The 18,558-nt window shown below is 42.8% G+C and carries 20 protein-coding genes; 16 read left to right on the top strand and 4 right to left on the bottom strand.

What is annotated here, in order from left to right; all coding sequences use genetic code 11:
• Positions 1-119 precede the first annotated feature (119 nt).
• A complete protein-coding gene (gene alaP, locus AC0C66_RS07905) occupies positions 120-1,511 on the top strand; it encodes an alanine permease AlaP (RefSeq protein WP_014114870.1) in 1,392 nt (463 codons plus the stop codon).
• A 259-nt stretch (positions 1,512-1,770) separates the two neighbouring features.
• On the opposite strand, the gene AC0C66_RS07900 is transcribed toward alaP, so the two are convergent.
• Entirely contained in the window at positions 1,771-2,286 is a 516-nt protein-coding gene (locus tag AC0C66_RS07900) for a gamma carbonic anhydrase (protein WP_041905866.1), read from the bottom strand.
• A 48-nt stretch (positions 2,287-2,334) separates the two neighbouring features.
• Between AC0C66_RS07900 and ytpA the strand changes: the two genes are divergently transcribed.
• Together ytpA and tbcS are read left to right on the top strand one after the other, a co-directional pair.
• The gene (gene ytpA / locus AC0C66_RS07895) at positions 2,335-3,114 is read left to right on the top strand and encodes a phospholipase YtpA (RefSeq protein ID WP_041521047.1); all 780 of its coding nucleotides are present in this window, start codon (positions 2,335-2,337) and stop codon (positions 3,112-3,114) included.
• Positions 3,115-3,134: 20 nt separating this feature from the next.
• The gene (tbcS, locus tag AC0C66_RS07890) at positions 3,135-4,241 is read left to right on the top strand and encodes a tetraprenyl-beta-curcumene synthase (RefSeq protein WP_003223318.1); all 1,107 of its coding nucleotides are present in this window, start codon (positions 3,135-3,137) and stop codon (positions 4,239-4,241) included.
• Here the strand turns inward: tbcS and mnmM are convergent.
• On the bottom strand, positions 4,231-4,815 hold the full coding sequence (gene mnmM / locus AC0C66_RS07885; RefSeq protein ID WP_014114866.1) for a tRNA 5-(aminomethyl)-2-thiouridylate-methyltransferase MnmM: 585 nt from the start codon (positions 4,813-4,815) through the stop codon (positions 4,231-4,233). The two genes, tbcS and mnmM, sit on opposite strands and share 11 nt — an antisense overlap.
• Positions 4,812-5,780, bottom strand: a complete 969-nt coding sequence (mnmL, locus tag AC0C66_RS07880; protein ID WP_072181974.1) for a tRNA modification radical SAM protein MnmL/YtqA — start codon at positions 5,778-5,780, stop codon at positions 4,812-4,814. The genes mnmM and mnmL overlap by 4 nt, the downstream gene beginning before the upstream one ends.
• 161 nt (positions 5,781-5,941) lie before the next feature.
• Between mnmL and AC0C66_RS07875 the strand changes: the two genes are divergently transcribed.
• The 12 genes from AC0C66_RS07875 (at position 5,942) to bceB (ending at position 16,381) form a co-directional block, all read left to right on the top strand.
• On the top strand, positions 5,942-6,214 hold the full coding sequence (locus tag AC0C66_RS07875) for a YtzC family protein (RefSeq protein ID WP_003223324.1): 273 nt from the start codon (positions 5,942-5,944) through the stop codon (positions 6,212-6,214).
• Between the two features lie 154 nt (positions 6,215-6,368).
• Positions 6,369-6,506, top strand: coding sequence for a hypothetical protein (locus tag AC0C66_RS07870; RefSeq protein ID WP_014114864.1), 138 nt, complete (start codon positions 6,369-6,371; stop codon positions 6,504-6,506).
• Positions 6,507-6,538: 32 nt separating this feature from the next.
• On the top strand, positions 6,539-6,931 hold the full coding sequence (gene ytrA / locus AC0C66_RS07865) for a GntR family transcriptional regulator YtrA (protein WP_003223328.1): 393 nt from the start codon (positions 6,539-6,541) through the stop codon (positions 6,929-6,931).
• A complete protein-coding gene (gene ytrB, locus AC0C66_RS07860; RefSeq protein WP_014114863.1) occupies positions 6,924-7,802 on the top strand; it encodes an ABC transporter ATP-binding protein YtrB in 879 nt (292 codons plus the stop codon). The genes ytrA and ytrB overlap by 8 nt, the downstream gene beginning before the upstream one ends.
• Complete coding sequence (gene ytrC, locus AC0C66_RS07855; protein ID WP_072181975.1) at positions 7,796-8,782, top strand: ABC transporter permease YtrC; 987 nt, start codon at positions 7,796-7,798, stop codon at positions 8,780-8,782. The genes ytrB and ytrC overlap by 7 nt, the downstream gene beginning before the upstream one ends.
• Positions 8,783-8,811: 29 nt before the next feature.
• The gene (locus tag AC0C66_RS07850; protein WP_072181976.1) at positions 8,812-9,789 is read left to right on the top strand and encodes a cation-translocating P-type ATPase; all 978 of its coding nucleotides are present in this window, start codon (positions 8,812-8,814) and stop codon (positions 9,787-9,789) included.
• A 14-nt stretch (positions 9,790-9,803) separates the two neighbouring features.
• Positions 9,804-10,499, top strand: a complete 696-nt coding sequence (ytrE, locus tag AC0C66_RS07845; RefSeq protein WP_014114860.1) for an ABC transporter ATP-binding protein YtrE — start codon at positions 9,804-9,806, stop codon at positions 10,497-10,499.
• On the top strand, positions 10,489-11,799 hold the full coding sequence (ytrF, locus tag AC0C66_RS07840; protein WP_014114859.1) for an ABC transporter permease YtrF: 1,311 nt from the start codon (positions 10,489-10,491) through the stop codon (positions 11,797-11,799). Before ytrE ends, ytrF begins: the two co-directional genes overlap by 11 nt.
• 96 nt (positions 11,800-11,895) lie before the next feature.
• Entirely contained in the window at positions 11,896-12,591 is a 696-nt protein-coding gene (gene bceR, locus AC0C66_RS07835) for a two-component response regulator BceR (protein WP_014114858.1), read from the top strand.
• Positions 12,584-13,588, top strand: a complete 1,005-nt coding sequence (bceS, locus tag AC0C66_RS07830; protein ID WP_014114857.1) for a two-component sensor histidine kinase BceS — start codon at positions 12,584-12,586, stop codon at positions 13,586-13,588. The genes bceR and bceS overlap by 8 nt, the downstream gene beginning before the upstream one ends.
• A 101-nt stretch (positions 13,589-13,689) precedes the next feature.
• Positions 13,690-14,451, top strand: a complete 762-nt coding sequence (bceA, locus tag AC0C66_RS07825; RefSeq protein ID WP_003223342.1) for a bacitracin ABC transporter ATP-binding protein BceA — start codon at positions 13,690-13,692, stop codon at positions 14,449-14,451.
• A complete protein-coding gene (gene bceB, locus AC0C66_RS07820) occupies positions 14,441-16,381 on the top strand; it encodes a bacitracin ABC transporter permease BceB (protein WP_072181977.1) in 1,941 nt (646 codons plus the stop codon). Before bceA ends, bceB begins: the two co-directional genes overlap by 11 nt.
• A 36-nt stretch (positions 16,382-16,417) precedes the next feature.
• Here bceB and AC0C66_RS07815 read toward each other — a convergent pair whose 3' ends face one another.
• Entirely contained in the window at positions 16,418-17,164 is a 747-nt protein-coding gene (locus AC0C66_RS07815) for an LMBR1 domain-containing protein (protein WP_472973524.1), read from the bottom strand.
• Between the two features lie 188 nt (positions 17,165-17,352).
• Here AC0C66_RS07815 and AC0C66_RS07810 point away from each other — a divergent pair, with 188 nt between their 5' ends.
• Positions 17,353-18,546 carry an MDR family MFS transporter gene (locus tag AC0C66_RS07810; RefSeq protein ID WP_072181979.1) on the top strand — a complete coding sequence of 398 codons (1,194 nt, stop codon included), beginning with the start codon at positions 17,353-17,355 and terminating at the stop codon, positions 18,544-18,546.
• Positions 18,547-18,558 lie beyond the last annotated feature (12 nt).

Raw genomic sequence — 18,558 nt, 5'->3', positions numbered from 1 at the left:
GATTCGTCGAAAGCCTTGTTATTATCCTTTTATTTCTCCATCATCATTGATTTACCCAATCCACACGGAAAATTCAGAAAAATAATTTATTGATATTTTTTTCTAGGGGAGAAGAAAGCATGCAAAAACAAAAACAAGAGCTGCACCGCGGACTCGAAGAAAGGCATATTTCTTTAATGTCTTTAGGGGCTGCTATAGGAGTGGGATTGTTCCTCGGCTCCGCATCAGCTATTCAATTAGCAGGGCCGGGTATTTTGGGAGCGTATGCCATAAGCGGCCTGGTCATGTTTTTTATTATGAGAGCGCTTGGAGAAATGGCCATTCAAAAACCGGTCGCTGGCTCCTTCAGCCGCTATGCCCGTGATTATTTGGGACCGCTTGCAGGTTATTTAACAGGGTGGAACTACTGGTTTTTATGGGTTGTCACCTGTATGGCCGAAATCACTGCTGTCGGGATTTATATGGGGTACTGGTTTCCGGACGTGCCAAACTGGATTTGGGCATTATCGGCGCTGGTCATTATGACGGGTGTTAATTTCTTGGCTGTCAAAGCTTACGGAGAGCTGGAATTTTGGTTCGCTTTGATTAAAATTGTTGCAATCTTATCAATGATTGCTGTCGGTTTATTGATGATCATCGCAGGGGTCGGCAATGGAGGCATTGCAACCGGAATCAGCAACTTGTGGAACAACGGAGGATTTTTCCCACATGGAATAAAAGGGGTTTTATTGTCACTTCAAATGGTGATGTTCGCCTATTTAGGGATTGAAATGATCGGGGTAACGGCTGGTGAAGTGAAAAACCCGCAAAAATCGTTGGCCAAAGCAATTGATACGGTATTTTGGCGTATTTTGATTTTTTATGTAGGCGCTTTATTTGTTATTATGTCTATTTACCCATGGCAGGAAATTGGCTCACAAGGAAGCCCGTTTGTCCTCACATTTGAAAAAGTGGGCATTCCATCGGCAGCAGGCATCATTAACTTTGTCGTCTTGACGGCTGCGCTGTCTTCATGCAACAGCGGCATTTTCAGCACAGGGCGGATGCTGTTTAACTTAGCGGAGCAGGGTGAGGCACCACAAGCATACGGGCAGCTGACGAAAGGCGGCATCCCGGGTAAAGCTGTTCTGGCTTCAGCGGGCGCTTTATTAGTCGGAGTGCTGTTAAACTATGTTGTACCTGCAAAGGTGTTTACTTGGGTCACAAGCATTGCAACTTTCGGAGCGATTTGGACGTGGGCGATCATTTTGCTTTCTCAAATTAGATACCGGAAAAGCTTGCGGCCGGAAGAAAAGAAACACTTAAAATACAAAATGCCTTTCTTTCCGTTTACGTCTTATGTATCTTTGGCATTTTTAGCATTTGTCGTTATTCTTATGGCTTACAGTCCCGATACAAGGGTAGCCGTGATTGTCGGGCCGATTTGGTTTCTTATCTTACTTGCCGTGTATTATGGAAAAGGTTTTCATAAGAAAAATGCGGCTGCTGCCAACGAACGAAATATCAGCTGACCAAAAGAGCTCCCAGCGGGCTCTTTTTGTGTGTGGTCATAGAAAATAGAGAACAGGAAAGAATAGGAACATATTTTTTTGCAGGGACAGCTTACAGTTGCGGAACAAGTTTTATGATAAGATAAAAGTCATACGTTTGATGCCGTATGTGAACGTTTTATGGAGAAATCAAAACCCGAACTGTCATGACGTCCGGGTAAACAATGGTTATTGCTTTCAAACATAATTTGAAAAATGGTAAAGTAAGACGAAGCAGGTCTTATGTTTGTTGAAGTGATTTATAGTATTGGCCCTTTGCTACATATTCCGACCGTATTCTTTGCATATCTTGTCGGTCTTCTTCGGTCAAAGGGCGTATGACTTTTGCAGGACGGCCAAAAGCGAGATGGCCAGGCGGAATGATCTTTCCCGGCGGGACAAGACTGCCGGCACCAATAAAGGCGCCTTCGCCAATTTCGGCTCCGTCTAAGATGATTGAGCCCATACCAATTAAGGCGTTCTTGCGGATAACAGCGCTATGAAGTGTAACCTGATGGCCTATCGTGGCGTCATCTTCAATGAGAAGCGTCCGGTTCGGGCTTTGATGGAGGCAGCTTAAATCTTGGATATTGACTCTGTTTCCGATTCTAGTCGGCGCGACATCTCCCCTTATGACAACAGAAAACCAAATGCTGGACTGTTCTCCGATAACGACATCACCGGTAATGGTTGCATTATCAGCTACAAAGGCTGTTGGGTGGATATCTGGCATGTGTTCCTTATAAGGGTAGATCATAGTATTCATCCTTCTTTCTCTATTTAAATTTCGTATGAGGTGAAGAGCATGTGGACCTGGAAAGCAGACAGACCTGTTGCCGTGATTGTGATGATTCACGGGGCAAGTGAATATCACGGACGATATAAATGGCTGATTGAAATGTGGAGATCTTCGGGTTATCACGTTGTCATGGGCGACTTGCCGGGTCAGGGGACAACCACAAGGGCCAGAGGTCATATTCGCTCATTTCAAGAATACATTGATGAAGTAGATACTTGGATAGATAAAGCACGAACCTTTGAGCTGCCGGTTTTTCTTCTCGGTCACAGCATGGGCGGCCTGGTCGCGATTGAATGGTTTAAACAGCAAAGAAATCCCCGTATTACGGGAATTATTTTATCATCACCGTGTCTCGGACTGCAAATTAAAGTCAATAAAGCGCTTGACCTTGCATCCAGAGGCCTGAATGTCATCGCTCCGTCGCTTAAGGTTGATTCGGGATTATCAATTGATATGGCGACGCGTAATGAGGACGTCATCGAGGCCGACCAAAATGACTCGTTATACGTCAGGAAAGTTTCTGTCAGATGGTACAGAGAGCTTTTAAAAACTATTGAGTCAGCGATGGTGCCGACAGATGCGTTTTTAAGAGTGCCGCTTCTTGTGATGCAGGCCGGTGACGATAAGCTTGTTGACAAAACGATGGTCATTAAGTGGTTTTCAGGTGTAGCTTCCCATAATAAAGCGTACAGAGAGTGGGAAGGGCTTTATCATGAAATATTTAATGAACCCGAAAGAGAAGATGTCTTTAAAGCAGCAAGAGCGTTTACTGATCAATATATTTGAACTAGTTGGGGGTGCATGTGTTGACAGTACCAGAACATCCTTTTGGACTGATGGCAAAAGTATATCGAGATATATTTCCGCTCGTTCATCAAGAGCTGGACATTTGGAAGCAAAAATCAGAATCAATTTATAACAGTGAATTAAAAGCACAGGCAACCGCAAGTATTCGAGACAAAACGTTCCACTGTGAGGGCGGCGGCATACTTGCCTTATTGTCAGGCAATCAAAAGCAGAAATGCGTCGAGTTTATCATCGCGTATCAAACGATCAGTGATTATCTGGACAATCTGTGCGACCGCAGCACCTCACTTGACCCGCAGGATTTTCGGATGCTCCACACCTCAATGCAGGACGCACTGACAGTGGGAGCGGAACCGCAAAATTATTATCAATTCAGAGAAGAACAGGATGACAGCGGATATTTGCATGAACTGGTCAAAACGTGCCAGCGTGTTCTTGGTTCAATTGAGCACTACGACATGATTAAACCTTATCTGCTTGAACTGTGTGGCTATTATTGCGATTTGCAGGTGCATAAGCATGTCATTGAGCATGAGCGTGTTCCGCGGCTTGAGAAGTGGTTTACTCAATATGAATCTGAGCTGCCTGAGAAGATGGAATGGTATGAATTTTCAGCCTGTGCAGGCTCTACGTTAGGCATATTCTGTCTTGTTGCGTATTCGTTCCAGCCTGATTTCACAGAAAACACCGCTAAAAAAATCCGCAATAGTTATTTTCCTTACATACAAGGGCTTCACATTCTGCTTGATTATTTGATTGATCAAGAGGAGGACTTGCTGGAAGGGGACTTAAATTTCTGCTCGTATTACGAGTCGCATGAAGAAATGATGAAGCGGCTTGAACACTTTATCCAAAAAGCCGACGAACATTTACAAGGCATTCCGCATGAAAACTTCCATCGTTTAATCAATCGCGGCTTGCTGGGCGTTTATTTGTCAGATGATAAAGTGGCTGGCCAAAAGGAAATGGGCCGGCTCGCGAAGAAGCTGATCAAAGCAAGCGGAAAAACCTCCTTTTTCTTTTATATAAACGGCAGAGCCTACCGGAAATTTCAAAAAATGGGCTGGATGAAAAACTCAAAGAAAAAAGCTCAAATCATTTGCTGATTTGAGCTTTTTTTTCAATGGCGACAATAAATGGCGGGTCATTTTGTTGATTGATAAATCCGTATGTTAAGACACGGGCTGCTTGCTGATCCAAGTTCCGGCAAAAGTCAAGCACGTCGTTTTTTTCAGCTTTGCCTTCCGGGTGACCATGATAGACGACCAAAACAATCAGGCCTTCATCTTTCATGATGCTGAGAAGCTGTTCAATTGCTTTGATTGTTGAATTACCGTTCGTCGTAATCGATTTGTCCCCGCCCGGCAGATAGCCGAGGTTAAATACAGCGGCCGCCACTTTGCCATGTGTTTCCGGCGGAAGGGATTCAGCAATTTTGTCATGGCTTTTGTGAAATAACGTTGTTCGCGCTTGATATGTCTCACCGAGCCGTTCCTTCGTATTGGCCACGGCTGATTCTTGGATGTCGAATGCGTACACATGGCCGTTTTCACCGACAAGCTCCGCTAAAAACTGCGTATCATGCCCGTTGCCCATCGTTGCATCTACGGCAATATCTCCTTCTCCCGCGGCCATTTTCAGCAGTTCTTTGCTGTAAGGAAGAATTTTTTTCAAAATCATAGGGCTGATTCCTCCTCAAGATGCTGGAAGAACTTCCCTTGATAGCTGCCACGATTTTCAAGCTCTTTATTAATGGCGCCAAGCACTTCCCATTTGTTGACGCTCCACATCGGCCCGATCATCAAGTCTATCGGTCCGTCACCTGTAATGCGGTGGACAATCATTTCAGGCGGAATGATTTCAAGCTGATCGCAGACGAGCTGAACATAATCATCTTGAGAAAGAAATTCCAGCTTTCCCTTTTCATATTGCTTGACCATCGGCGTGCCTTTCAATAGGTGCAGCAGATGAATTTTAATGCCTTGGACGTCCAAATCTGCGACGGCCTTAGCAGTTTCCATCATCATGTCCCGGTCTTCCAAAGGCAATCCGTTGATAATGTGCGAGCAGACACGTATGCCATGTTTTCTTAATTTATTGACGCCTTCCACATAGCAGTTAAAATCATGTGCGCGGTTGATCAGAAGAGCAGTCCGTTCATGAACCGTTTGAAGCCCAAGCTCCACCCACAAATACGTGCGTTCATTCAGCTCTGCCAAATAGTCAACGACATCATCGGGCAGACAGTCCGGACGTGTGGCGATCGAAATGCCGACCACATCATCAAGCGCGAGGACAGATTCAAACTTCTCACGAAGCACCTCAACCGGCGCGTGCGTGTTGGTGAAAGCCTGAAAATAAGCGATGTATTTGCCGTCCTTCCATTTTTCGTGCATACGGTTTTTGATGTCATGGAATTGCGTAATTAAATCATCGGCCCGGTTCCCGGCAAAATCGCCGGAGCCTGCTGCACTGCAAAATGTACAGCCGCCGTGGGCAACGGTGCCGTCCCGGTTCGGACAGTCAAAACCGCCGTCAAGCGCCACTTTAAACACCTTATGGCCGAAATGTTCTCTGAGATGATAATTCAATGTATGATAGCGTTTTTCCGTATTTGAATAAGGAAAAGGATTGTTCTGCATCACAATTCATGTGCCTCCTTGCGTACGATTGCATCCTAAAATTGTAGCACGCATTTCACAAGAGAACAAATGAATATCGACCATAAATTACTTTATTGAACGAAGTGAGATGGGGCTACAATATGAATGATGGATTATTTCCATTACCAAGAGGAGGGGTTACTGTGGCAACAAGACAATCAGTAGATGAACATCTCCAGCAATGTATGCAGGCATATGATTATGCTGAAGAACAGCTGACAATCGCTTCTAAACAAGAGCATTATAATGACCAAGAATACAGTGATGCACAAATGCAGCTTGAAAATGCGGTAAATGCCTTAAATAAGCTGTGGCTGTCGTCAAATGATCAGCAGAGAGAACAGCTGTACAGAATGAGACTTCAGCTTCAAGCTTTGCAAAATAATATGATCCTGCAGCAACCTCTTGATGTGTAAGAAACGGACCCTTTTGATAAGGGTCCGTTTTTTTGTAAAAAGGGATTGACTTTGTGGATCAAAGTATTTATTGTATTAAGTGTACTAATTGAAGTAATACACTATAGACGCTGATGAAAAGTCATTTATATATTGAAATTAAAGGGAGGCAGTTATGAAACATAAAAAACGAAGCAAACGTAACTTGCCGATGCTGATCGCTGCATCTGTGATCGCTTGTTCTTTTTTTCTTGTACTTGTGATGATCGGTTTTGAATGGCAAAAAAGTATAATTGATCAGTTTTATTTATAAAGGTTCAGATCGTATAGAAAGTAGGGAAGTAAATGATTCAAATCGATCCAAGAAGCTCAACACCCATTTACGAACAAATTATTCAGCAGATGAAAGAGCTTTGTTTGAAAGGGATCATGAAGCCTGGTGATAAGCTTCCTTCTGTCAGAGAATTGGCGACGATCATTATTGCGAATCCGAACACTGTCAGCAAAGCGTATAAAGAGCTTGAGCGAGAGGGGATTATTGAAACGCTTCGGGGCAGAGGGACCTATATATCGGAGAATGCAAAAACGACACTGGTTGAAGGGAAGATGACGATGATTAAAGAGCAACTCAAACAGCTCATCATCGATGCACACTATGCAGGGGTTGAGCTGGAGAAACTGCAAGAATGGATAAAGGAAATCAGCGCTGATGTGAAGGGAGGCGTAGAAAATGATTGAACTACGGCAGCTGTCAAAAACGATTGACGGAAATCAAGTATTAAAAGATGTTTCATTAACAATTGAAAAAGGAGAAATCTTCGGGCTGCTCGGCCGCAATGGGTCAGGCAAAACGACAATGCTTCGCTTAATCCAGCAAATCATTTTCGCCGACAGCGGGACGATTTTGTTTGATGGCGTAGAAATCAAAAAGCATCCGAAGGTCAAACAGAATATCATCTACATGCCTGTTCAAAATCCTTTTTACGACAAGTATACATACAAGCAGCTAGTCGATATCCTAAGAAGAATTTATCCGAAATTTGATGTGACGTACGCGAATGAGCTGATGAACAGATATGAAATTCCAGAAACGAAAAAATACCGCGAGCTGTCGACAGGTTTGAAAAAACAGCTGTCGCTCGTTCTGTCGTTTGCAGCAAGACCGGCGCTGATTCTTCTTGATGAGCCGACGGATGGAATAGACGCGGTGACAAGACATGATGTGCTGCAGCTGATGGTCGATGAAGTGGCTGAGCGTGATACGAGCATTCTGATCACCTCTCACAGGCTTGAGGACATAGAGCGGATGTGCAACCGAATCGGTTTTCTCGAAGATAACAGACTGACCAACGTCATGGATCTTGATGAGTTAAAAGAAGAATACATTAAAATTCAAATGGCGTTTGATACAGATGTCAATTTGGCCATCAGAGAGAAAAACATTCCGATGCTCGATCAGGCCGGTGTGTTTTACACGGTGCTGATCCCGAAAAGCGATGAGGAGAACAAGAGCTTTTTGAGAGAACTGAAGCCAAAAGTGTGGAATGAGCTTCCTGTCAACTTGGAAGAAGTATTCATTGCGAAGTTTGGAGGGAAGCGGAGATGGTAGACCGAGGTCTCCTCTATCGAGAGTGGAAGCAGAATCAAGTGTTGATTTTGTTAAGTATTGTGTTTTTAGTGCTGGCAAATCCGCTTTCTATTGTTAATACGTATTTGTCTTATCAAGGGTGTCTGGCTCATCAAGACCCGCAATATTGTGATTTTATTGTAAATTATCATAGGAGCAATCTGATAGATATCAACTGGGTGCCGGGTGTCATTTTGGCGGTTTGCTTCCTGGGAATGGAACGTTCGAAAGGCACGATGGATTTTATATTAAGCCTCCCTTATAACAGAAGCCAAATTTTTCAGACGAAATTTTGGTTAGGCGGTATTGTGATTGTGCTGTCGCAATTGATTGGCTTTCTACTCGCATGGCTGCTGATTCTTGTCTATAACCCTGAACACGTCTACTTTTTTGAGCACAGCAGTGTTGGAGTAATCGTGATTAGTTTTATGGCTTATTGTATGTTGATGGCCGCTGGTGCATTAACGGGGAATGTTTTTGCCCAGTTATTAACGGCATTTGCTGCAGCGGTATTACCGTATTTAATTGTTGCTTTGCCGGTAGGAAACTTTGAAATTGTTTTTGGTGTTAGTATATGGGAAATGTTCCCTTCTCCTGAAACTTATTTCTCTCTGGCAAGCAATTTATTATATCTTGTGCCCATTGGTTATGTTGCAAGTGACTGGCTTATCGATAGTAAATATATTCTAATGATTCCAGCTGCTATGAGCATTCTGTTTTATTTGATTGGCTATATAAGCTTCAAAAAGCATCCAAGTGAGCGAAACGGACACTTTTTCCTTTGGAACAGATTAGACCGTCCTGTACAAATTCTGGTTATGGCTTTCGGTATTCTTGGTTTTGGTTTATTTGGATACTCTGCCGGACAGTCCATTATTGGTTATATTTTTGGAATGGTCATTGGAGCGGTGGTTGGATTCTTTGTGAGCTACTTCTCCATTTATAAGAAAACAAAAAATTAAGATCATCTTTCGGTTTGGAGGGAAGTGATGTGCCGGATTCCGGGCTGTTTTATAAAGAGTGGAAGCAAAATAAAGCTCTGCTCATCATGATTTTTTTGGTATTTATGCTTAGCAATCCTTTTACCGTTTTAAATACGTACATCTCATATCAGGGCTGCGTGGCTAATCAGAACGAGTGGATCGGAACCTGCGTATTTACGATTAACTATTTAAACGGCACATTTATCTCACTATTTTGGATTTGGGGTGTCGTTTTGGCGGTCAGCCAGCTTGGGATTGAACGAAGCAAGGGCTTGTTTGATTTTACATTAAGCCTTCCTTATACACGTGGGCAGATATTTAACGCAAAGTTTATGATGGGCGGAATGGTGATTGTGGTTTCACAAATCACGGGGTATGGATTAGCTGTTTTGCTGGTTATGCTTTTGAAGCCTGATCAGGTTGCTAATTTTCATCACTACAGCCTTGGAATGATCATCATCAGCATGCTGGCTTATTCTTTGGTTATGGCTGGAGGAGCTTTGACAGGCCATATTTTTGCACAGCTGCTGGTCTCATTTACTGTCACCATCTTGCCTTTTTTAGTGATTACCCTTCCTGCGATTAATATGGATATCCTTTTTGGCGGGAGAGCGGGATTTTTAGATTACCCTATACCTGAATGGATGCAGTATATATTTCCGATCACATATGTTGTTCCAAACTGGGTTGAGGATTCACCGCATTATTTAGTGATTCCAGCTGTGATGAGCATCATGTTCTACATCATCGGCTACATCAGTTTCGTCAAACTGTCTAATGAACGAAATGGATATTTCTTTTTGTGGAAAGCATTGGATCGCCCGGTGCAAGTGATCGTCATTATTATTGGCATTTTGGGCTTCGGCTACTTTGGATACGCTGCAAGCGAGAGCTTTGCCGGCTATCTCCTTGGCATGGCTGCAGGCGCTGTGATTGGTTTCTTCATCAGTTATTTTGCGATTTATAAAAAAACAAAACAGTTGTAAGGGAGAGAGAATATATGATTGATGTTCAGCATATCGACCATTCTTTCACGATCGGAAAAAAGGGCCGTGAGAATGAAGTTCCAGTATTGAAGGGTGTTTCCTTAAGCGTGGCGAAAGGTGAAATCGCCTGTATTGTCGGGCGAAGCGGCTCAGGAAAATCCACGCTTCTGAATTTAATTTCCGGTTACATATCGCCGTCAAAAGGACGGATTGTCATTAATGGCACTGATGTTACGGGATTTAATGAAAAGGAATGGGCGCAATTTCGGCTTGACCATTTCGGGTTTATTTTTCAAAGCTTTCAGCTTATCCCGGGGTTAACGACGTATGAAAATGTTGAAATGCCGCTGGCGTTAAAAGGGATTAAACCATCTGAGCGCAAGCAAAAGGTGCAGGACATGCTGAAACGCGTCGGTCTTGAAAACCATGCCGCTCATTATCCGAATGAACTGTCGGGCGGCCAGCAGCAGCGTGTCAGTATTGCGCGAGCATTGATTTTAAACCCATCCATTATTTTAGCGGATGAGCCGACGGGAAGCCTTGATTCAGAAACGGAACAGGAAGTGCTGAATTTGATTCAACAGCTAAACCGTGAGCGGGGCATTACATTTGTGATTATTACTCACGATGATGAAGTGGCTTCCATCGGACATTCAAAATTTCAGCTTCATGACGGTGTGTTAAAAGGGGGAATTACCGTTGAGGTTTAAGGATCAGGTTCATTTTATCAGAAGAAATATGAAGAAAAACAGGCTGCGTGTCTTTATGACAATTCTTGCGACAACAATGGCATGTGCGTTTTTAGTGGTGCTGTCATCGGTTGGATTCGGCATTCAAAAGACGATTACGGATATCACAATGAGCCAGCAGGTTGTGACTAAAGTCAGTGTAATGGGCAAGGAAGGCGATAAGCCCATTAAAAAAGCTGATTTAGAGAAGTACGATCATGTAAGGTCAGTTGTAGAAAGAACGCAAGTGTATGAACCAAACAAAGCAACTTTAGGCAATCGTACAAATGAAAGCTCTAATTTAATCTTTACCAATATGAATGATGAACTAAAGGCCAATATGGAGTTGGAAAAAGGAAGAGTCGCAAAGTCGGAAAATGAAATCGTAGTAGGATACGACTTTGCAAAGAGATTATTGACGAAAAAAGAATCGGAAGAGTATAACAAAAAAATCGAGGAAGCAAAAGGAAACCCGGAAGATATAAAAGAACCAGAAGGCTATACGAAAGATATTCTGAACAAAACGATTGAATTAAGTGTATCAAAAACAGATCCTAAAACAGGGGATGTTGAAAAAACAAAAACATATGACTTTAAAATTGTCGGTATTGCAAAAAAGCCATCTCAAGATTGGATGGAGGACTCAAACATTTTCATCAGTGATCAATTCAAGAAGGATTTTTCGGAATTCTTAGATTTTAAAGGCGGAAATGTTGAAAATAACATTAGCGTTTTTGCTGATAAATTTGAGAACGTGGAACAGCTGACAAATGATCTGACAGATGATGGATACTATGTCACATCAGTTACGACCGAGCTTGAAGGAGTCAACACCTTCTTCATGGTCTTCAAAATCGGCCTGATCTTTGTCGGATGTATTGCTGTTATCATCTCAGCAATCGGCATTTTTAACACGATGACGATGGCAGTTACAGAAAGAACGCAGGAGATTGGCATTATGAAAGCGATTGGAGCGAGTCCGTCTATTATTCGCCGAATGTTCTTGATGGAAAGCGCGTATATCGGGATTTTAGGCTGTGTGATTGGGATTATCATTTCTTACGGCGTGAGCTACCTTGTCAACCTGGCCGTTCCAATGATTCTCGCGGCGACAAGCGGAGGCGAAGCGGGCGATTTGAATTACACATTCTCGTATATCCCGGGCAGCCTTGTGATCATTGCCGTTGTGATTTGCGGAGGGGTTGCGGTGATTTCCGGTATGAACCCGGCAAGAAAAGCGACTAAAACCAACGTGCTGACTGCGTTGAGAAGAGAATTATAATGCGTACGAGCCGGCTGAGACAGCCGGCTTTCTCTATAGCGTATGAAGGTGTTTTGCTATACACTTGATAAAAAAGGAAAAAGTGCGGTGAGTCGATTGTTTAAACTTTTGCTGATTGAAGATGATGAATCGCTGTTTCATGAAATCAAGGATCGTTTAACGGGATGGTCTTATGATGTATACGGCATTCAGGATTTCAGTCAAGTGCTGCAGGAATTTGCGGCAGTTAAGCCTGATTGTGTCATTATTGATGTCCAGCTGCCTAAATTCGATGGATTTCATTGGTGTCGGCTGATCCGCTCCCGGTCAAATGTTCCGATTCTCTTTTTATCTTCCCGTGATCATCCTGCTGATATGGTGATGTCTATGCAGCTCGGAGCAGACGACTTTATTCAAAAGCCATTTCACTTTGATGTTCTGATTGCGAAAATCCAAGCGATTTTCCGGCGCGTGCATCATTATAATACGGAGCCGAGCACGATCAAAACATGGTGCGGTGCTGCCATAGACGCAGAGCAGAACCTCGTCAGCAATGACAAAGGCTCTGTTGAACTGACTAAAAATGAAATGTTCATTTTAAAACAGCTAATAGAACAAAAAAACAAGATCGTCAGCCGGGAAGAGCTGATCAGAAGCTTGTGGAACGATGAGCGTTTTGTGAGTGATAATACGCTGACCGTCAATGTCAACCGCCTGCGGAAAAAACTGGATGCCCTGCAGCTTGGCACGTATATCGAGACAAAGGTCGGCCAAGGCTACATGGCGAAGGAAGAAGATCATTTCTATGATTAAAGCATTCCTCACTGAAAGGCGAAGCTGGATTGCCGTGTTTTTGTTTCAGCAGGCTTTGATGTTAGTCATTGCTTTTGTTGATCCTTCCATTTCATTTGAAAATGTTCTTTATATGGTGTATTTGTGTGGCTTGTTTTTTATCATATTCCTTTGGTTCCGCTATCGGAAAGAAACGGCGTTTTATAAAAGCCTGCAAACATGGGAGAATCATCTTGATGTGACAGCGATAAATGAACCGGAAACGCCGTTTGAATCGATGGTTGAAAGAAGCATTACCGGACAAACGGAACACTTGAAGCAAACCGCTGCCCGGCATCGCTTGGCATTGGAAAATGAAAAAGATGAGCTGATGGCATGGATCCATGAGGTCAAAACCCCATTGACAGCGATGCATTTAATCATTGATAGAATGGAAAACCAAGCTTTGAAATCCCAGCTATCATATGAATGGCTGCGTATTCACCTGCTTTTAGATCAGCAGCTTCATCAAAAACGCATATCATTTATTGAAAACGATCTGTCTGTGGAATTTATTCAGCTTCAGCCTTTGATCTTCAAGGAAATCAAAGATTTACAATCGTGGTGTATCCAAAAAGGGATCGGCTTTGATATTCAGCTGGAGGCTGAAGAAGTGCTGAGCGATGCAAAATGGCTGGCGTTTATCATCAGACAGCTGCTGACAAACGCGGTGAAATACAGCGAAGCCTCTGAGATAGAAATCAAAAGCACTCAAAAAGGGGAACGGACGCAGCTCCAAGTGAAAGACTGTGGCAGGGGCATTGATCAAAAAGATGTGCCGCGTATTTTTGATAAAGGATTTACATCTACAACGGACCACCATGATCAAGCGTCCACAGGCATGGGGCTGTACTTGGCGAAAAAAGCCGCGGCGCCGTTATTGATCCATATTGATGTTGATTCGGAGTTCGGTGTGGGGACCGTTTTTACATTAACCTTTCCGAAACGGAATCAATTTGAACGTGTCATAAGCATGTGACGAAAATGTCACATGCTTTTCTTTTTTGTTCGCAGTATCGAAGGAAAAGCCCGGCATTCCTTTTTATAATGAGATTATCCAATATAAAGGAGATTATAGAAATGATGATTTTACAAGCAAATAAAATTCGAAAAAGCTATGGAAACAAACTGAATAAACAAGAAGTGCTCAAAGGCATTGATATCCATATCCAAAAAGGCGAATTTGTCAGTATTATGGGGGCATCAGGGTCCGGGAAAACCACATTGCTTAACGTGCTGTCTTCGATTGATCAGGTCAGTCACGGAACGATCAACATTAACGGAAATGAAATGACTTCTATGAAGGAAAAGCAGCTGGCTGAATTTAGAAAACAGCATTTAGGCTTTATCTTTCAAGATTACAATTTGTTAGACACATTGACAGTGAAAGAGAATATCCTTCTGCCATTATCGATCACGAAACTATCAAAAAAGGAAGCCAATCGCAAATTTGAGGAAGTTGCAAAGGAATTGGGAATTTATGAATTGCGGGATAAGTACCCGAATGAAATTTCCGGAGGCCAGAAGCAGAGAACATCGGCCGGCAGAGCGTTTATACATGACCCGAGCATTATTTTCGCTGATGAACCGACCGGAGCGCTCGATTCGAAATCAGCCTCTGATCTATTAAACAAGCTGAGTCAGCTCAATCAGAAACGCAACGCCACGATCATTATGGTCACCCATGATCCCGTCGCCGCAAGCTACTGCGGGAGAGTCATTTTTATTAAGGACGGGCAAATGTATACACAGCTGAATAAAGGAGGCCAAGACAGACAGACGTTTTTCCAGGATATCATGAAAACGCAAGGCGTGTTAGGCGGGGTGCAGCATGAACATTAATCAGCTCATCCTGCGAAGTTTGAAAAAGAACCTTCGGAATTACTATCTGTATGTGTTTGCGCTCATTTTTAGCGTGGCGCTTTATTTCGCTTTTGTCACGCTCCAATATGATCCTGCGATTAACGAAGTGAAGGCTTCAATCAAGGGAGCCGCGGCCATTAAAACTGCTTCGATTTTGCTTGTGGCTGTAGTGGCAATCTTCATTTTATATGCCAATACGATTTTTATTAAAAGACGGAGTAAAGAAATCGGGCTGTTTCAATTAATCGGAATGACGAAGCATAAAATCTTTCGTATCTTAAGTGCAGAAAATATCATGCTGTATTTCGGTTCCCTAGCGATGGGGGTAGTGGCTGGGTTTTCGATATCGAAGCTTGTCCTGATGATTCTGTTCAAAATTGTCGATGTCAAAGCTGATGCGAAACTGCATTTTTCCGAGCAAGCATTGATCCAAACGATCATTGTATTCTGCGGCATTTACCTTTTGATTATGGTCATGAATTATACGTTTATCAAAAAACAAAGTATATTATCTTTATTTAAAGTGGCGTCTTCCACTGAAGATAAAGTGAAGAAAATATCATTTTTCCAGATGCTGATCGGCGCTTTAGGCATCGTGCTGATTTTGACAGGATACTATGTATCTTCTGAGTTGTTTGGCGGAAAATTTAAGACCATTAATGAACTGTTTGGTGCGATGAGCTTCATCCTGGGGAGCGTCATTATCGGGACGTTTTTGTTTTATAAAGGATCGGTTACGTTTATCTCGAACATCATTCGAAAAAGCAAGGGCGGCTACTTAAATATTTCTGAGGTCCTGTCACTGTCATCAATCATGTTCAGAATGAAATCGAACGCGTTGCTGCTGACGATTATTACAACCGTTTCAGCGCTCGCCATCGGGCTGTTATCTCTTGCTTACATCTCGTATTACTCGGCAGAAAAAACTGCTGAACAAAATGTAGCGGCGGATTTTTCATTCATGAATGAGAAAGATGCCAAACGATTTGAAAGCAGTTTGAGTGAAAATGACATTTCGTACGTCAAAAAAGAAATGCCTGTCCTGCAATCGTCTTTTGATGTCACAAATATCATGGATGGAACCCCGAAAGAGATGCAGGGGGATCCTAGCAAATTACAGCTTGCTGTTGTTAGCGACAAAGATGTAAACGGAGTCGATGTGGCGGCTGGGGAGGCGGTTTTCTCAGGATACACCGACTTGCTGCAAAAAATAATGGTTTTAAAAGACTCGGGCAGCATTAAAGTAAACAGCAAGCATGAAACGCAACCATTACACTATAAAGGATTAAGAGATGAGTTTCTTGTATCCTACACGTTTACAAGCGGGGGACTGCCCGCAGTCATAGTGGATGACAATCTGTTTAAACAGCTGAATAAAGATAAAGACCCTCGCATTCAGCTGGCGCAATCTGAATTTATCGGCATTAATATGAAACATGGAGATCAGCTTGAAAAAGCAAATGAGCTTTTTCAAAAGGTGAACAAGAAAGATCTGCATTTATCAAGGCTGGATACAAGTATTGCGCAAAAATCTCTTTTTGGTATGGTCATGTTCATCGTTGGTTTCTTAGGATTAACATTTCTCATCACCTCGGGGTGTATCCTTTACTTTAAACAAATGGGTGAAAGTGAAGATGAAAAACCGAATTATACGATTTTGAGAAAACTCGGTTTTACGCAGGGCGACCTGATAAAGGGGATACGAATCAAACAAATGTACAACTTCGGCATTCCACTGGTTGTCGGTCTCTTCCACAGCTACTTTGCCGTCCAATCCGGCTGGTTCTTATTCGGATCTGAGGTCTGGACGCCGATGATAGTGGTGATGGTGTTATATACTGCGCTCTACTCGATTTTTGGTTTTCTGTCAGTTCTTTATTATAAGAAGGTTATTAAATCGTCGTTGTGAAACAGCAAAAGCTCCAGAGATTCTGGAGCTTTTTGTTTATCGTTTTGGCGCCCGGTAACCGGCGGCTTCAGCTTCTTCAACTGAACAAAACATTTCAGCCGGGTCGGTTGTCCGGTCATAGTATGTACTGCCCGGCGTGTGGTAGATGCCGTTTTTGCTTCCTTTAATATTACAGCCTTCTGCTGTGTCAGCTGTTTTGGCTTCATCATTTTTAAAGGTATGGCTTGAAGAATTTCCAGTGTCTTCATGAGAACTGGCAGTTTGGCTTTTTGCCTCTTTCAATTGCTTTTCAAGCTTTGTGTTATCTTGTTGGAGTGTTTCATTTTCAGCCTTAACCGTTTTTGTATCTTCTTTGAGCTGTTTTTGATTTTCTTGAAGCTCTTTAATCTCAGCTTTTAATGATTTCTGAGTCTTTTTTAGTTCGCTATTTTCTTTTTTAAGCTTCTCAAGCTTGTCTTGAGCTTCTGTGTTGTCTTTCAATTTCTTTGCTTCTGAGCTGACAGATTTATATTCTTTCTCAAGTGCTTCATGCTCTTTTGTGAGACTTTTATATTCGGCGTTTAGCGCTGAATATTTTTTCTCAGCATTTGCTGCAGCAGCATCAGGTTCTGACAATCCTGCTCCGGTGAAGAGCAGCACCAGACCTCCTATCAAAAGCGGCCAAAAGAGTTTCTTAGAGAAACGTTTTTCCTTTTTCAGCACATATCTGACGAGGTGATACAATCCATAGCCAAGCGAAATGAGACATGCAAGAAAACCTAAAAATGCTAATGTCATTTCCATAAAATGCCCCCTTTTTCTATTTATTTTACAATTTCTGAACAATATTTGTTAGATTTTTTCACGCTCATCAGTTGAAAAATGTGAGATAGACAGATAGAATGAATGTGCTATGATAACTCGATTCGTACGGAGCCGTTTTAGGTTTCGTTTTTTTCATGAGCTTTTTTAGGTAAGAAAGGGGGATTAGTGTGCCGCGTGCTCTTAAAATTTTAATCATTGGAATGTTTATTAATGTGACGGGTGCTTCTTTTTTATGGCCGCTGAATACGATTTATATCCATAATCATTTAGGAAAGTCATTAACAGTAGCCGGACTTGTGCTGATGCTGAATTCCGGCGCCAGTGTGGCAGGAAATTTATGCGGCGGTTTTTTGTTTGATAAAATCGGCGGCTTTAAATCGATTATGCTTGGGATTGCGATTACGTTAGCAAGCCTGATGGGCCTTGTCTTTTTTCATGAGTGGCCGGCCTATATTGTGCTGCTGACGATTGTGGGCTTTGGTTCCGGTGTTGTTTTTCCGGCCAGCTACGCAATGGCTGGATCGGTGTGGCCTGAAGGGGGAAGGAAGGCATTTAATGCGATATATGTTGCGCAAAACGCGGGTGTGGCCGTTGGGTCAGCGCTTGGCGGTGTAGTGGCGTCTTTCTCATTTTCATACGTATTTTTGGCGAATGCTGCATTGTATCTGGCCTTTTTCTTTATCGTATATTTCGGATTTCGAAATATTCAGACGAAGGATGCGTCTCAAACATCGGTGCTTGATTATGATGCCGTAAACAGCAAAGCAAAATTTGCCGCGCTCATCATATTAAGCAGCGGCTATGTACTTGGATGGCTGGCTTATTCTCAGTGGTCTACCACAATTGCTTCGTACACACAAAGCATTGGAATATCTCTTTCCTTATATAGCGTGCTGTGGACGGTTAACGGGATTTTAATTGTGCTTGGCCAGCCGCTTGTCAGCTTTGTAGTGAAAAAATGGGCGGAGTCGCTGAAAGCGCAAATGGTCATCGGGTTTATCATTTTCATTGTATCCTTCAGCATGCTGCTGACGGCAAAGCATTTCCCGATGTTTCTGGCTGCCATGGTGATCCTGACCATAGGGGAAATGCTTGTCTGGCCTGCGGTGCCGACGATTGCCAACCAGCTTGCCCCTAAAGGGAAGGAAGGATTTTACCAAGGCTTTGTCAACAGCGCGGCGACAGGCGGCAGAATGATTGGTCCGTTGTTCGGCGGTTTGCTTGTCGATCATTTCGGCATTCAGGCTCTTGTCTTATCTCTTTTGGTTTTGCTGTTGATCAGTATTGCCACGACGCTTTTATATGACAAACGGATAAAACCGGCTAAAGAAACAAATAAGCAAGCATCAATCTCTTCATAATAAAGATCCCGC

It is taken from the genome of Bacillus sp. VA13 (assembly GCF_055710085.1).
This window is presented reverse-complemented; position numbering and strand designations above follow the sequence as displayed.

Bases quoted from the DNA above. Each gene is read 5' to 3' on its own strand.
- ytrE (WP_014114860.1), top strand. From the start codon at position 9,804: ATGATTGATGTTCAGCATATCGACCATTCTTTCACGATCGGAAAAAAG.
- AC0C66_RS07870 (WP_014114864.1), top strand. From the start codon at position 6,369: ATGAAACATAAAAAACGAAGCAAACGTAACTTGCCGATGCTGATCGCT.
- bceB (WP_072181977.1), top strand. From the start codon at position 14,441: ATGAACATTAATCAGCTCATCCTGCGAAGTTTGAAAAAGAACCTTCGG.
- ytrA (WP_003223328.1), top strand. From the start codon at position 6,539: ATGATTCAAATCGATCCAAGAAGCTCAACACCCATTTACGAACAAATT.
- ytrC (WP_072181975.1), top strand. From the start codon at position 7,796: ATGGTAGACCGAGGTCTCCTCTATCGAGAGTGGAAGCAGAATCAAGTG.
- AC0C66_RS07815 (WP_472973524.1), bottom strand. From the start codon at position 17,164: ATGGAAATGACATTAGCATTTTTAGGTTTTCTTGCATGTCTCATTTCG.
- bceA (WP_003223342.1), top strand. From the start codon at position 13,690: ATGATGATTTTACAAGCAAATAAAATTCGAAAAAGCTATGGAAACAAA.
- bceS (WP_014114857.1), top strand. From the start codon at position 12,584: ATGATTAAAGCATTCCTCACTGAAAGGCGAAGCTGGATTGCCGTGTTT.
- mnmM (WP_014114866.1), bottom strand. From the start codon at position 4,815: ATGATTTTGAAAAAAATTCTTCCTTACAGCAAAGAACTGCTGAAAATG.
- ytpA (WP_041521047.1), top strand. From the start codon at position 2,335: ATGTGGACCTGGAAAGCAGACAGACCTGTTGCCGTGATTGTGATGATT.
- AC0C66_RS07900 (WP_041905866.1), bottom strand. From the start codon at position 2,286: ATGATCTACCCTTATAAGGAACACATGCCAGATATCCACCCAACAGCC.
- ytrB (WP_014114863.1), top strand. From the start codon at position 6,924: ATGATTGAACTACGGCAGCTGTCAAAAACGATTGACGGAAATCAAGTA.
- alaP (WP_014114870.1), top strand. From the start codon at position 120: ATGCAAAAACAAAAACAAGAGCTGCACCGCGGACTCGAAGAAAGGCAT.